Source organism: Chitinophaga sp. CCNWYY40, assembly GCF_037483205.1.
Taxonomy (GTDB): domain Bacteria; phylum Bacteroidota; class Bacteroidia; order Chitinophagales; family Chitinophagaceae; genus Chitinophaga; species Chitinophaga ginsengisegetis.
In genome coordinates, this window is sequence record NZ_JBBHLF010000008.1 from 368,663 (window position 1) to 383,615 (window position 14,953).

General features: G+C 46.3%; 10 protein-coding genes. 7 read left to right on the plus strand and 3 right to left on the minus strand.

Annotated features, from left to right (window positions below):
- Nucleotides 1-70 precede the first annotated feature (70 nt).
- From V7S65_RS29410 to V7S65_RS29440, 7 genes are all read left to right on the plus strand, one after another.
- Nucleotides 71-2,146: a ComEA family DNA-binding protein gene (locus V7S65_RS29410; protein WP_336389085.1), complete on the plus strand. Its 2,076-nt coding sequence runs from the start codon at nt 71-73 to the stop codon at nt 2,144-2,146.
- A 692-nt stretch (nt 2,147-2,838) separates the two neighbouring features.
- Nucleotides 2,839-6,045: a SusC/RagA family TonB-linked outer membrane protein gene (locus V7S65_RS29415; RefSeq protein WP_336389084.1), complete on the plus strand. Its 3,207-nt coding sequence runs from the start codon at nt 2,839-2,841 to the stop codon at nt 6,043-6,045.
- A gap of 19 nt (nt 6,046-6,064) precedes the next feature.
- Nucleotides 6,065-7,555 carry a SusD/RagB family nutrient-binding outer membrane lipoprotein gene (locus V7S65_RS29420; protein ID WP_111577841.1) on the plus strand — a complete coding sequence of 497 codons (1,491 nt, stop codon included), beginning with the start codon at nt 6,065-6,067 and terminating at the stop codon, nt 7,553-7,555.
- A 24-nt stretch (nt 7,556-7,579) separates the two neighbouring features.
- The gene (locus tag V7S65_RS29425; RefSeq protein WP_336389083.1) at nt 7,580-8,080 is read left to right on the plus strand and encodes a lipid-binding protein; all 501 of its coding nucleotides are present in this window, start codon (nt 7,580-7,582) and stop codon (nt 8,078-8,080) included.
- A gap of 82 nt (nt 8,081-8,162) precedes the next feature.
- Nucleotides 8,163-8,477: a DUF3467 domain-containing protein gene (locus tag V7S65_RS29430; protein ID WP_079470689.1), complete on the plus strand. Its 315-nt coding sequence runs from the start codon at nt 8,163-8,165 to the stop codon at nt 8,475-8,477.
- An 11-nt stretch (nt 8,478-8,488) separates the two neighbouring features.
- The gene (locus V7S65_RS29435) at nt 8,489-9,562 is read left to right on the plus strand and encodes an Ldh family oxidoreductase (RefSeq protein WP_336389082.1); all 1,074 of its coding nucleotides are present in this window, start codon (nt 8,489-8,491) and stop codon (nt 9,560-9,562) included.
- A gap of 79 nt (nt 9,563-9,641) precedes the next feature.
- Nucleotides 9,642-10,964 carry an aspartate kinase gene (locus tag V7S65_RS29440; protein ID WP_079470687.1) on the plus strand — a complete coding sequence of 441 codons (1,323 nt, stop codon included), beginning with the start codon at nt 9,642-9,644 and terminating at the stop codon, nt 10,962-10,964.
- 50 nt (nt 10,965-11,014) lie between these two features.
- On the opposite strand, the gene V7S65_RS29445 is transcribed toward V7S65_RS29440, so the two are convergent.
- Genes V7S65_RS29445 through V7S65_RS29455 form a run of 3 tightly spaced genes read right to left on the minus strand, consistent with a single transcriptional unit; the run spans nt 11,015 to nt 14,949 of the window.
- Nucleotides 11,015-11,473: an RES family NAD+ phosphorylase gene (locus V7S65_RS29445; RefSeq protein ID WP_079470686.1), complete on the minus strand. Its 459-nt coding sequence runs from the start codon at nt 11,471-11,473 to the stop codon at nt 11,015-11,017.
- 18 nt (nt 11,474-11,491) lie between these two features.
- Nucleotides 11,492-11,950 carry a type II RES/Xre toxin-antitoxin system antitoxin gene (gene parS, locus V7S65_RS29450; RefSeq protein WP_079470685.1) on the minus strand — a complete coding sequence of 153 codons (459 nt, stop codon included), beginning with the start codon at nt 11,948-11,950 and terminating at the stop codon, nt 11,492-11,494.
- A gap of 41 nt (nt 11,951-11,991) precedes the next feature.
- Nucleotides 11,992-14,949: a DNA polymerase III subunit alpha gene (locus V7S65_RS29455; protein ID WP_336389081.1), complete on the minus strand. Its 2,958-nt coding sequence runs from the start codon at nt 14,947-14,949 to the stop codon at nt 11,992-11,994.
- Nucleotides 14,950-14,953 lie beyond the last annotated feature (4 nt).

Consider the following 14,953-nt stretch of genomic DNA (forward strand, 5'->3'; position numbering starts at 1 on the left):
GAGGAGTTGTTAGCTGAATGAGTTTTCCGGAGGTGGTGCGGCAGGAAATTAAACTTTCAATGTTATTGATATGGCAACTATCCGCTCAGCGATTTGCGGCGTCACCGGTTGTTTGTTGTTGCTGCTGTATGGGCGGAAAGCGTGGGCCCGTCAACAGGAAGAGGCGTTGCCTCCGGCAATGGAAAATAACCTGGAAAACGAAGCAGCTGGTACAGAAACGGTATCAGAGGATGATGCGCAATGGCAAACTTTAAACGCATTGGCGCGGCATAAGATCCGGTTGAACACAGCAGATGAGGCAACGTTGCAGTCGTTGGGAGTGCTTACGGCTTTGCAGATCAGCAGCTTTTTGCGGTACCGCGCTTTATTGGGGGATCTGCTGAGTATTTATGAATTGCAGGCGGTGCCGGGGTTTGAACCGGATGTTATCCGGCGCATACTGCCTTATGTGACGGTAGGCGATGATCTGGCGCCTCATTATACATTGAGGGACTATGTGCATAAAGGCGATCATTCATTCCTGCTGCGCTACGCCCGCGCAGGGGAGAAAGCAAAGGGGTATCTGCACACCGACAGCACCTTACCTGCCTACAGGGGAAGCCCGGAGAAATTGTTTATGCGTTACCGTTATAATTTCCCGCGGTACATGAGCTGGGGAATAGTGATGGAGAAAGATGCCGGGGAAGCTTTTTTTAAAGGGGCGCAAAAGCAGGGATTTGATTTTTACAGTGCGCATGCTTTTATCCGGAACTACCGGGGAATAAAGGCCCTTGCATTGGGGGATTATACAGTGAACTTCGGACAGGGATTGTTGAACTGGCAGGGACAGGCATACGGCAAAGGAGCCTCGGTGATGCAAACAAAGCGGGAAGGAGAAGTGTTGAGGCCATACACCTCACCGGGGGAGTTTTATTTTTTCAGGGGAGCAGCTGTTACGCTGCAACAACAGTGCTGGGAATTGACGGCCTTTGCATCTTTCCGCAAACAGGACGCCAGTACGGATACGCTGATGGATGAAGTAACTGCGGCCAGTATCGTCAGCAGTGGATATCACCGCACGGCTACCGAAGCCGCCAAACGTGGACAGGTACAGCAGCTCAGCATGGGCGGGAATATCCGTTACCATGCCAACCGGTGGCAGGTGGGAGGAAATGTAACCAGTCATCATGTAGCGCCGGTACTTCAAAAGAAAACAGCGCCCTATAGTCAATTCGACTTTAACGGTAACCGGCTTACGGCTGCCAGTATCGACTATTCCGGCAGCTGGAAAAATGTGCATTTATTCGGAGAGGCAGCGGTGAGCAGTAACGGGAAACCTGCCATAGTTCAGGGATTGCTCACCAGCGTGGCGCCTGCGGTAGACATGGCGGTTGTATACCGGTATTATGACAGGGCTTACCAGTCGCTATATGCCAAAGGCTTCGGCGATGGATACCGCACCGTTAATGAGCAGGGATTATACACCGCCGTTACTTTGAAAATAAGTCCGCGGCTAAAGGCCGATGCATATGCCGATATTTTTCATTTCCCCTGGCTGAAATACCGGAGTAATGCACCTTCTTACGGCAAAGACTTTTTTCTGCAGGGCAGTTATGTACCGGGGAAAACAATGACCCTGTTACTTCGGTATAACTACCGGCAGGGGGCAGAAAATGTATTGTTGCCGGGTAACCCCGTTAAAGTACTGACCGCTGTAACGTCGATGCACATACGTTCCCAGTGGACTATAAAAGTAAACCGGCAGCTGGATCTCAAAACCAGGCTGGAATACAGTAGCTATGAAGCAGCGGGGGATATGCAGCAGGGATGGATGATATACCAGGATGCCAGTTACCGCTTTGTACATCTACCCGTTGTAATAAGCGGAAGGTTATCCCGTTTTCAGACCAGTAGTTATGATAGCCGGATATATGCAACAGAAAGCAGTGTGCTATATGAAAATGCGGTATCGCAGCTATATGGTGAAGGATGGCAGTATTACCTGAATGTAAAATGGAAAGTGAACCGCCGGTTATCATGCTGGGCACGCTGCCATCAAAGCAGGTATCCGGGCCAAACCGCTATTGGCAGCGGGAACGATGTGGTAGCAGGGAAGAAGAAAACACTGTTTCAACTTCAGCTGCAGTATTTAATAGCAGGAAAATGAAATTTTTTTATGCGGCTACATGTTGATTATCAATTTGTTGCGGCACTAAATTTATCTGCTGTTAAAATAATGTTAAGTAGATGCATCACGATTTACTTTTTTTTTCTAACTTGTGGATGTCAACCAAAATCTAAATCTGATTTGCTTTATGAGAAAGACCTTACTGCAAGAAAAAAGCTTGTGATAATGGCTGTAAACCCGCAGCAGGATATTTGTCATGATTCAAATCAATAAGACAGAGAGAGAGACTTAGCAAGGCTTTTACCGATTTAAACGCTATAACGGGGCACATAACCATTCCTGTAATTGAAATTACAACTGTTAGCCAACAGTAAGAGGTATACAACAATTTATTGTGAGAGAACACATGTTGATCTATTATAGACTTGTACAACCAAAATCAGAACTGTTTATGAAAAAAAACACTTCTCCCTTTACATAGCCATTTGGCAATATACCCGACCGTATGTTGCGATAATTATTTTCTGTAACTGCAGAACCGATGGGTATTCTGTCTGATTAATTATGTCTCCTGAGGCATGATATGGATTCTTTATGCTGTCATTCTAATGCGTAATATGATACAACAATAGCTAAAACATCTTATCCGGAAGCAGCTACTGGCATTTGTTGCCGGGTAAGCATTTATAAGACCCGATGTATTTCTTCTTCAACCAAAATCTGAAACTTTTATGAAAAAGGGGTTCCTCCTTTTTGCCATGCTTATGGCAATCATTCACCTGGCCTACTCGCAGCAGCGACAGGTTACAGGTACCGTTAAGGGAAATGATGGCAATCCGGTTCCGTTTGCCACCATCCAGGTTAAAGGTACCACCGCCGGTACCACCGCCAATGACAATGGCGTATTCAACCTGAGTGTACCCGGTGCTTCCACTGTGCTTGTTATAAGAAGTGTTGGATACAAAGCCCAGGAAATAACCGTGGGAGAAAGTTCAAATCTCCAGGTAACACTGGTAGCAGATAACAAAAACCTGCAGGAAGTAGTAGTAACAGGTTTGGGACTGGTACGTGAAAAGAAAACCGTGGGGTACGCTACCAGTAACTTTGCTACTGAACAAATTAACAGGGTAGCGCCCGTAAGTATGATGGATGGTTTGTCCGGAAAAATAGCCGGTGCTGAAATATCCACTACCAGCGGCGCTCCGGGCGCATCCAATAAAGTAATCCTCCGTGGTTATTCTTCCCTGCAGGGTAACAACCAGCCACTGTATGTGGTAGACGGGGTGCCACTGAATAACGACCGTCCCGGTTCTACCGTTGATGGAAAAGGAGTCAACAACGGCGGTTACGACTTTGGTAACAATGCCAATGATATTAATCCAAATGATATTGAGGCAATCAGCATCCTGAAAGGCGCCGCGGCCACCGCAATTTACGGTTCCAGAGCCGCCAGTGGTGTGGTATTGATCACCACCAAAAAAGGTAAAAGCGGGGGGCTGAAAGTAGATGTGGCCTCAGCAGCCACTTTTTCCCGTGTAGGTATGTTGCCTACCATGCAGGAAGAATTTGGACAAGGCTGGGGTGGTACATTTATCCTTTCAGAAAATGGTAGCTGGGGACCACGCTTAACCGGCGAAAACCGCGAGTGGGGCGCTCCGGTGGATGGGGTATCATTAACAAAACCATTTTCCTTTGTAAAGGATAACGTGCGCAACTATTTCACTACCGGTAAAGAACTGAACAATACCATTGCTGTTAGCGGTGGAAATGAAACATCCACTTTCTTCCTGTCTTACGGTAATGTATACAGCGATGGTATCCTGCCTACTGATGCAGACTCTTATAAAAGAAATACTTTCTCTGCAAGAGCATCTACAAAATACGGCAGGTTCTCCGCTTCTGCTTCCTTTAACTACGTAAATAAAAATGCAAAGGCAGTATCTACCCGCAGTGAAGCAGGACTTGGATCTTCTTTGTTTGAAGACATCATCCAGATTCCGGTAGACATCAATATCTCCCAGTTCAAGGATTACAAGAACAAGTATTACAATGTAGATAACTACTTCACTCCTTACGCAGAGAACCCTTATTATTCCCTGTATGAAAATGGGAATAACCTGAAAAGTAACAGGATCTTCGGAAACATTGACCTGAAGTATGGCATCAATGATTGGTTAAATGTACAATGGCGTCTTGGCGCTGATGTTACCAATGCCCAGTCTAAAACCTATAAAGCGAAAAACAGACCATCACTCGACAGCTGGAATGATGGTAATAACGTGGAAGGTGCGCAACGACAGGAAGACGTTGGTTATGTAAGGGAGAACAGCGATTACAGAGGTGAGTTCAACTCCGATCTCCTGCTCACTGCCAATAAAAAGCTGAGTTCAGATTTTACCATTGATGGATTGATTGGCTTTAACGTTAACCAGCGGGAAGGAAAAATATTCAGTTCAGCCGTGAAAGGGCTGGCTATTCCAGGTTTCTACGTGATCTCCAACTCACCTAATTCACCGGTATCACAAACACAGGAATTCAGACGCAGGATTTATGGTCTTTACGGACAAGCTACTTTAGGCTTCCGCGAATACCTGTTCCTGACTGTGAATGCCCGTAACGACTGGTCATCTACATTACCTGAAAAAAATAACAGCTATTTCTACCCTGCGGTGAATGCCGCCTTCATTTTATCTGAAGCACTGAAGCTGGATGATCGCGGTGTTTCTTTCGCAAAACTGCGTGCCAGCTGGGGTAAAACAGGTAACGATGCAGGTCCCTATCTCACTAAAACAACGCTGTCTACCGGTCAGATCATAGATCTTCCTTTCGGTACACTGGATTTTCCATTTAATGGTATTCCCGGATATACCGTAGGTGATAACATTGGTAATCCTGAACTGGCGCCTGAGTTAAGTAATGAATATGAATTAGGTGGTGAAGTAAAATTCCTGCGGAACAGGTTGGGATTTGATATTGCCTACTATAATAAACTTACCAAAGGTCAGATCCTGGCAGTGCCTACCACGCCGAGTTCCGGTTATGCCAGCATTACGCAGAACTTCGGTAAGGTGAGAAATAAGGGTATAGAATTATCTGTTAACATCATACCGGTAGAAACAAAAGATTTTACCTGGACCATGAACTACACCTACGCCCGTAACAGGAATACAGTTGAAGAACTTCCTGCAGGTTTGAACCAGGTGGTGCTCAATTTCGCTTACGATGCAAAATTTGTAGCCCGCAAGGGAGATCCCCTGGGTGTATTTTATGCCCCGGTACCCGCTACCACACCAGATGGAAAAATAATTGTGGATGCCACCGGCTTACCTAAAGCAGCAGAAACCGACGGATATTATGGTACATCTCAGCGCGACTTTACAATGGGATTGGTAAACACACTCCGATATAAAGATTTAACACTGGGCTTCTCTTTCGACTGGAGAAAAGGCGGTGTGTTCTACTCCGGTACAGCAGATCTGACCTACTTCGTGGGTAATGCCTTATTATCTACCTATAACGACAGACGCGCTTTCGTGGTTCCCAATTCTGTAATGCAGATTGGTACGGATGCACAAGCCAAACCAATATATGGTGAAAATACCATTCCGCTAACAGATTTTAACTATGATGCTTACTGGTATCATACCACTAATAAAGGTGGCGCTTATTCACAGCGTATCATTGACAAAACCTATTTGAAACTGCGTGATATCACGCTCTCTTACAGTCTGCCTTCATCAGCTGCCAGAAAAATTGCTGCCAGCAACCTGATGCTGACCGTTTTTGCGCGCAACATGTTTGTGTGGACACCGGAAGGAAATACATTCATTGATCCTGAAGTATCCAACTATGGTAATGATTTGAACAGTGAGTTTGGTGAATTCAGATCCATGCCTACTACCAAATCTTATGGTGTTTCATTGAAGGTATCCTTCTAATCTTTTAAATTCTGATATCATGAAAACGTACAACAATCAATATATTCTCCTCCTGCTTTCAGCGGTGCTTTTGTTGGGCGCCTCCTGTAAGAAGAACCTGGATATTAACAACGATCCGAATAACCCACCGTTGGAGCGGGCTACGCCTTATGTGTTGTTTCCGCCTGCGGTAATGTCTACCATATCATGTGCCGGTACTGATGGCGCTGTTATTGGTGGTATCTGGTCGCAATACTGGACACAAAGTAATGCCTCCAACCAGTACAAAACCATTGATGCGTATAATATCCAGCGTACAGACTACAATGCGTTGTATACGCAGATGTTTTCCGGCGCACTGCAGGATTACAGCCTGATGCTCAAATTGTGTGACAGTCTGCATGATTATAGTTTTGGTTTGATGGGAACGGTAATGAAAGCCTATTCTTACCAGATATTGGTAGACCTGTACGACCAGGTACCTTACCAGGAAGCATTTGGCGGATTAAACCAACTGCAGCCGAAGTTTGACCGGGGCGATAGTATCTACTCCTGGTTGCTGAGAGATCTGGATATCGCATTATCCAAAGATCTGACCGTTACCATCCTTGATGAGAATGCAGCACAGGATATTATTTATAAGGGAGATATGGATAAATGGGTAAAGTTTGCCAATACGCTGAAATTAAAAATGTACCTGCGTATGGTGAATGTAAATCCAACTCTGGCAAGAACAAAGATCACGGAGCTGATTAACAGCGGTGCTGAATTCCTCACAGATGTGGACGCCTCTTACAGCACATTTAAAGATGCACCGGGCCAGGACAACCCGTTATATGAATCAAATATCCGCAGCCTGAATACTACTACCAATATCCGCGCGAGCTACACCATGATGTCGTGGTTACAGAAAAATAAAGATTCCCGGATGACCAAAATTTTCCGTGCACCGGGTGCTGCAAGGGGTGTTTATTATGGTATTAACCAGGGAGACTTCACCAGTTTGTCGCCTACTTATAACGTAGCGGCTATCTTCAGGCAAACGCCTCTTGATACGGCTTATCTCATTTCCAGGGCTGAAACCAATCTTATGCTGGCAGAAGCAGACGAACGTTATTTCGGTGGTACCAAAGCAAAAGCTTATTATGATGCAGGCGTGCAGGCTGCATTTCAGCAATACAAATTAAGTGCTGATACCTTCATTCAGGCAGGCCGGGTATATGCGTACCCAACAGGGGCTACTTTTGATAAAAAGCTCGAAGCCATCATTACGCAGAAATGGGCTTCTTTCCCGGGTACACATGCACTGGAAGGGTTCCTGGAACAAAACAGAACAGGTTATCCTAAGTACAGCCCGGTATATTCCACTGATCCATCTTACATCCCAGGTCAGCTGGTATATTCCCGTAACGGTGTTACCGGAGCTGGTAAATTCCCTAAACGCCTGGTATTCCCGGATGTGGAAAGGAGCAGAAATAGTAATACACCAGCGGAAGTACCTATTTATCAAAAGGTTTGGTGGGCTTTATAATGTTAACGGTTTAAAATAATTACCATGAGAACAATAATGAATAAACAATATATCACAGGATTGCTGCTGCTGGTGGGTGCTGTTCTTTTTTCTTCCTGTAAAAAGGAATTGCCGGACGTGAAGAATACACAGGTAGTGAAAATGGCCGGTACCTGGTGGGTAACCATGACGCTCAACGGCGCGCCCCAGATTGACGGGGACCATGTACAGATCAATACCTTCAACACCGCTGCCGACGACGGAAAGCAGCTGTGGATACAGGATGCGGGCCTGGGATTCGACTTTCAGTCGAAGGTAGACGTAAATTTAGCTGATCTTACTTTCAGCGCCACCAACGCTAAAGACGAGAACAGCGACGCCACCGTTACCATTACTGCCGGAAAAGTTTTCCCTAACGGTGGAAAATCAAAGGGCGGGCACACAACGGACAGTATTTACATGGAACTGCAAATATCTTCCGATCCCGGCAATAAGTACGTAGTGGCGGGTATCCTGCGAACCAAGTTCGACGAAGACGACTATTAATACCGGTCAATCCGCTGTTTATAAAAAAAGAGGGCTCATTTGAGTCCTCTTTTTCTATTTTTGTACGGCTAAATCATACAACATGGAAAATCAGCATGAAGAACAGAATCAGCTTAATATAGAGTTGAATGAAGAAATCGCCGAGGGACAATACGCCAATCTCGCCATCATCACTCATTCAAATGCCGAATTTGTGGTAGACTTTGTGAACGTGATGCCCGGTCTGCCAAAGGCTAAGGTGAAATCCCGTATTATCCTCACGCCGCAGCATGCGAAGCGTTTTATGAAAGCCATGCTTGATAATATTAAGAAATACGAATCTGTACACGGCCCGATTCAGGATCAGGAGCAGGTATCGGTACCATTGAATTTTGGTGGACCCACCGCTCAGGCCTAACTTGTTGACAGATGGAACATATTTTTTCTTATCATCATTTGAGAGAATTTACCAGGGAAGTATTTATTCACATGGGGTGCAGCCTGGAACATGCAGCCCTGGCCAGTGAAGTGCTGGTATCGGCAGATTTAAGAGGTATCGATTCTCATGGAATAGCCCGCTTATCGGGCTATGTTCGTTTATGGGAGGCTAAGCGGATCAACACTAAGCCCAATATCAGGATAGTACACGAAACCCCAAGCACGGCGGTTATTGACGGAGATGCGGGCCTGGGCCTGGTAGTAGCACCCTATGCAATGGAAGTAGCCATGCAAAAGGCTGCAGCCGTTGGTACCGGCTGGGTAAGTGTGAAAAACTCCAACCACTTTGGTATTGCAGGTTACCACGCTATGAAAGCGCTGGACCAGGATATGATTGGTATGGCTATGACCAACGCCAGTCCGCTGGTAGCGCCCACCTTTTCCACCGAACGTATGCTGGGAACCAATCCGATTGCAGTAGCCATTCCCGCAAAAGAGCAGCCGGCATTTGTGGCGGATTTTGCCACCACCACTGCAGCCAACGGGAAACTGGAAATCCTGCAGCGCAAAAATGAAGAAGCTCCTTACGGTTGGATCCAGGATAAAGAAGGGAACCCAAGTAACAATCCTCATGAACTCAAGAGTGGCGGGGCTTTGCTGCCTTTGGGCGGCGATCGTGAGCATGGAAGTCATAAAGGGTATTGTTTGGGAGCAATTGTTGATATATTTTCGGCCGTTCTTTCAGGCGCCAATTATGGCCCGTGGGCGCCGCCTTTTGTGAGCTTTCTCCCGCTGGCGCCGGATCCGGTAGGAGAGGGACTGGGACATTTCTTTGGCGCCATGCGTGTAGATGCGTTCCGTCCGGCAGAAGAGTTCAAGACCAACATGGATACCTGGATCAATCGCTTCCGCGCAGCAGAGCCGGTAGCCGGGAAAAAAGTACTGATCCCCGGAGATCCTGAAAGAGAAATGCATCAGGAGCGGCTGGAAAAGGGTATTCCCGTAATAGCGCCCGTGGTGAAGGATATGCAGGAAGTTGCTGCTAAATTTAATTTGAATTTTTAATTCACAATCGTTCATAAAAAACACCCGGAATGAGGCTGATGCAGCGTTTCAGGTAGCTAAAGCAAAAATAAACATTCAGATGAAAGTGTTAAAATTTGGTGGAACCTCCGTGGGAAAACCAGAGCGTATGCAGTCGGTATCGCAACTGATCACAGCAGATAATGATCAGAAAATTGTGGTTCTGTCTGCACTGTCAGGCACCACAAATTCCCTCGTGGAAATCAGTCAGTCGCTGTCAGAAGGTAAGAAGGAGCAGGCGAAGCAGCAGATAGACAAGCTGGAAAGCCATTACCGGACCTTTTGCAACGACCTGGTGAAGAAGGAAGCCGGCCGCGCAAATGCAAAGGCTATTGTTGATGAACACTTCGAATTTCTGAATATCATCCTGAAGATATCTTTCAATGAAGCACTGAATAAAGATATCCTTGCACAGGGAGAGTTATTGTCTACACGTCTTTTCTGCGTATATCTCGAAGAAGCCGGTATTCCCGCGGTATTATTACCCGCGCTGGATTTCATGAGCATCGACGAATACGAAGAACCGGAAATTCCAAAGATTAAAATTAAACTGGCTAACCTGATCAGCCAGCATAAAGGGCAGCATATCTTTATCACCCAGGGATATATTTGCCGCAACGCCAGGGGCGAAGTGGATAACCTGAAACGTGGTGGTAGCGACTATTCCGCTTCCCTGATCGGCGCTGCTATCCAGGCAGATGAAGTACAGATATGGACGGATATCGACGGTATGCACAACAACGATCCGCGGGTGGTGAAGAAAACTTTCCCGATTGATCAGCTCTCCTTTGATGAAGCAGCGGAACTGGCTTACTTTGGCGCCAAGATCCTTCACCCTGCTTCTATCTGGCCTGCACAGCATTTCAACATCCCGGTGAAATTGCTGAACACCATGCAACCCGAAGCAAAAGGCACTATCATCACTGAAATGCCTAACGGCAACGGTGTAAAGGCAATTGCTGCAAAAGATGGTATCATTGCTATTAAGATCAAGTCCAGCCGCATGTTGCTGGCATATGGCTTCCTCCGTAAGATTTTTGAAATATTCGAGAAATACCGCACCCCGATCGATATGATCACTACTTCTGAAGTAGCGGTATCTATCACCATCGATAACCAGCAGTACCTCGATCAGATCCTGAAAGAGCTGCAACCTTTTGGTACCGTGGAACTGGACTACCACCAAACAATCGTTTCCATTGTTGGTAATGAAGTGGCGGCTACACCTTCCATTATCACCAAATTATTTGATGCGATAGAAGAAATTCCTTTGCGCATGATTTCCTATGGTGGCAGCAGGCATAACATCTCTATCCTGATCAATGGTCAGTTTAAAGAGAAAACCTTGCAGGTATTGAATAAAGGATTGTTTGGCCTGGAATAGGAAAAACGACTTTACATAGAAAAGCAGCGGAGATTACTTCGCTGCTTTTTTTATTTTTTCAACCGCTGATCAAAAACGAAGGGTTGCGTATTCAGGATGGTAATATTTACTGCATCGGGATGCAGCGGGTTGATCAGGTAGTTATATTCATCTGCAATTACCACGGATGGAATCCGGAGTACGGCATATTTAGCGGTGTCTATCCATTCATCTCCGATACATTGCAGCTCCGGTGAAGGCGCCAGCGATTGCCAGCCGGAGGGCAGATCATGTTTGGTGAGTACTTTAATGGCAATGTTATCGGGGATCTGCAGGGTAGCGATGCAGAAATCCTGTACTATATTTTTCAGTGGAATGTGCACCAGTACTTCCAGCGCCGATAAAGCCCTGCTGCCGGCAGTGTACACAATAGCATGCCCCGGGCTGTTCCAGCGGCCTCCATACAGGCGCGCACCTGTTCCACTCAGATCATTGATGTAAGCGCACTTACTGATCCTGTATACTTCCATGTTGATGGTTTCGTAGATTTATGCAAAGATGCCATGCTCAATGCGCCCCAGCTCATCCTGGATAAGCTGAAACCCAAAGGTGGTATCTAAAAGCGAAATAGGGGTTTGATAGTTGAAGGCAGGTAACGGAGTTCTCATCCATTCCTTGAAGTTTTCCAGCTGGCCAAATACTTCGGTACCGCGCTGGTAAAGCTGGGAAAGTAAAATAGCACGTTCAGACGTGTCGGCAGACAATTTCTCGTCGTCTGCATAGCGTTGCAGCGTTCTCTCTGACACATGTACCACCTGCGCCAGCTCTGATAAAGAAAAAGACAGCTGCCTGCTCAGATTCAATAAAGCTCTTTTAATAATTCCACTGCGGGAAAGCTGTATAAAATCAAAGTAGCCACTACCGGCAATATATGCCGCTCCTCCTCCTGGCTGCTCTACTATCAATAATGCATTTTCCTGCACGCGGTATCCTTTTACGTGTTTCATATACCCGACATTTGTCACAAAAATACAACAAATTGTCGGAATCAAGGCTTTTTATCTTCAAAATAACCAATCTTCCACATCTTATTGATTTCCAGTTGTATTACGCCGTACTCTTCTGCCACCCTGCCCTGCAGCACATAAAAGCCGCCCTTTTGAAAAGGGTACAGCCGCAGGCTATCGGGAAAATGGATGGTATCCATAAACGCGCCGTCGCGGTCGAGGAAAGTACCAAAGCACATGGGTTCCCCTTTGCTGCTGCGCAGGAATTTGTTGGTTACCAGGTAGCCCAGCGTGGTAACAGGCTGACCAATATTTTTGCTGAACTCACTGGAAGGCATATACGCACTTTGATCGTGCTGTAATACTTTAAAGGGTGATTGCAGCGGAAAGCCCAGCAGATCTATTTCATCAAAGGCATCTTCATGCGCGTGATAAGCCAGGGTGGGCAGTTCACAGTTAACAGTGGTGGTATTGCCAAACAAGGAAATGCTGTGTGGATTGACTTCCTTCTTACTTACCAGCAAACTGCTTTTCCACAATAATTCTTTTTTGGTGTAGCCGGTAAAGTTGAAACAGCCAATGCGGATTAGTATTTCCAGCTGTTCCGGACCCGGTGAAATCCGGCTGGTAAAATCTTCGAGATGTAAAAACGGGCCATACTGTTCACGGTCTTTTAATATTCTTTCCGCCAGCAATTGTTCCAGTCCTTCTATGTGGATCAGTCCTGTGTATACCTCTCTGCCGGTGATATTGGTGGCATAATCGCTATGATTGATACAAGGCGGGTGCAGTGTTACGCCGGTTTTCTGCAATTCCCGGAAATAGAGTTCCCGGTTATAAAAGCCGCCGAAATTGTTGATAACAGCCACCATAAACTCTGCAGGGAAATAAGTTTTGAGGTACAGGCTTTGGTAGCTTTCCACCGCAAAACTGGCGGAGTGGGCTTTGGAAAAGGAGAAGTTAGCAAAGCTGGCGATTTGCCGCCACACTTCCGCAGATACTTCCGGTGGCCGTTTCAGGCGTTCGCAGTTATCAAAGAAACGTTTTTGTATATCCCTGAAGTCGTTGGATCCCCGGTATTTCCCTGCCATCGCCCTTCGCAGGCTATCGGCATCGGCCAGTTCCATGTCTGCATATTTGTGTGCTACTTTAATGACATCTTCCTGGTATACCATAATCCCGAAGGTATCTTTCAGTAGTTCTTCAATAACCGGATGAAGATAAACTACTTCATCGGGGTGCCGGTAACGGTGTATGTATTGTTTCATCATGCCCGATTGCGCTACGCCGGGGCGGATAATAGAACTTGCTGCCACCAGGGTGAGATAATCATCGCATCCCAGTTTCAGCAGCAGCTGTCGCATGGCGGGCGATTCTATATAAAAGCACCCGATGGTATTTACACCGGACAGATTTTTACGCACCAGCGGATCTACCTGGAAAGCTTTTACGTCATGGATATCTATATCAACGTCCCGGTTTTTTTTGATGATATCAATGGCATCGCGGATATGTCCGAGGCCGCGCTGACTGAGGATATCGAATTTATACAACCCAATTCTTTCCGCCTGCCACATATCCAGCTGCGCGGTTACAAAACCTTTGGGTGGCAGGTAAGTAGTGCAGAACTGGTGAATAGGCGCATCACTGATGAGGATACCGCCGGCGTGAATACTGAGATGATTGGGAAATGCTTTTTCTGTATCCATCAGGTTACTGAAGTACGCTATTTTCTGATGGATACTATCGGCTTCCAAATTAACGTGGAAGCCATTTTCCAGGATTTTATCGATTTCTTTTTTAGGAAGGCCGTATACTTTTCCCAGCTCGCGGATAACGGCGTTGGTTTGAAAAGTGGTTACGGTGCCCAGCAGGGCCGTGTGTTGCGGGCCATACTTATTAAAAACGTACCGGATAATTTCGTCCCGGTCGCGCCAGGAAAAATCAATATCAAAATCCGGTGGCGAAGTACGGTAAGGGTTCAGAAATCTTTCAAAATATAAGTCCAGTTCTATCGGATCTACATCTGTAATTTTTATACAGTAGGCGATAATGGAGTTAGCGCCGCTTCCGCGGCCCACATAAAAGAATCCACGTTCCTGTGCATAACGGATAATATCCCAGGTGATGAGAAAATAGGATTCGAAGTTTAGTTGTGCTACAATGGCCAGTTCTTTTTCAATCCGTTGAAGGGCTTCTTCATGATCATCGCCATAGCGGTATAACATGCCTTCCAGGGCAAGCGCCCGTAGCTTCGCACGATCTTCTTCCACGCTGCCGAGGAAACATTTTTTATTTCGGGAGATGGAATGATGAATATCCATTTCAACGTGGCAGTCTTCCATCACTTCCACGGTTCGCTGTACGATGTCCGGATAATCGGTGAAGTGTTCCACGAGTGAAGCGGGCGTAACAAATTGTTCCTGCGGGTGGCCTGTCATAGCCGGTTCCAGCTGTGTGATCAGGATATTCTGATCAATGGCGCGCAGCAGTTGATGTAATTCATAATGGGTATTGTCCTGGAAGGTAACTGGCTGGAGGATCACCAATTTATCGCGGAGTGTGGTGTTGGCTGTTCTGAATAATTTATTGCGTTGCCAGGGTTTTACACCAATGAGTTCATGAGGCGCTAATGATTCAGGAGCGCGGGTTCCCAGCGCATAAATCACCCAGGTATGCGGGATAACGGGCGCCTGATCGGGGAAAGGTTTTTCCTGTTGCAGGTGGGTGGATAAGAAAACATTGATATGATGCCAGCCTTCCTGGTTGCGGGCCAGCAGGAGATATTTAAAATCATTTCCGTTTCTGCATTCCAGTCCGAGTATAGGTTTAATATCATGTTTACGGCAGAGGGCCACGAACTCCCACGCATCGGAAGTGATGTTGATATTGGTGAGTGCCAGTGATCCGATACCGAGTTCATGTGCTTTCTGCACCAGCATTTCCGCGTGCATGGTGCCATAGCGTAGACTAAAAAATGTTTTGCAGTTGAGGAACATGATG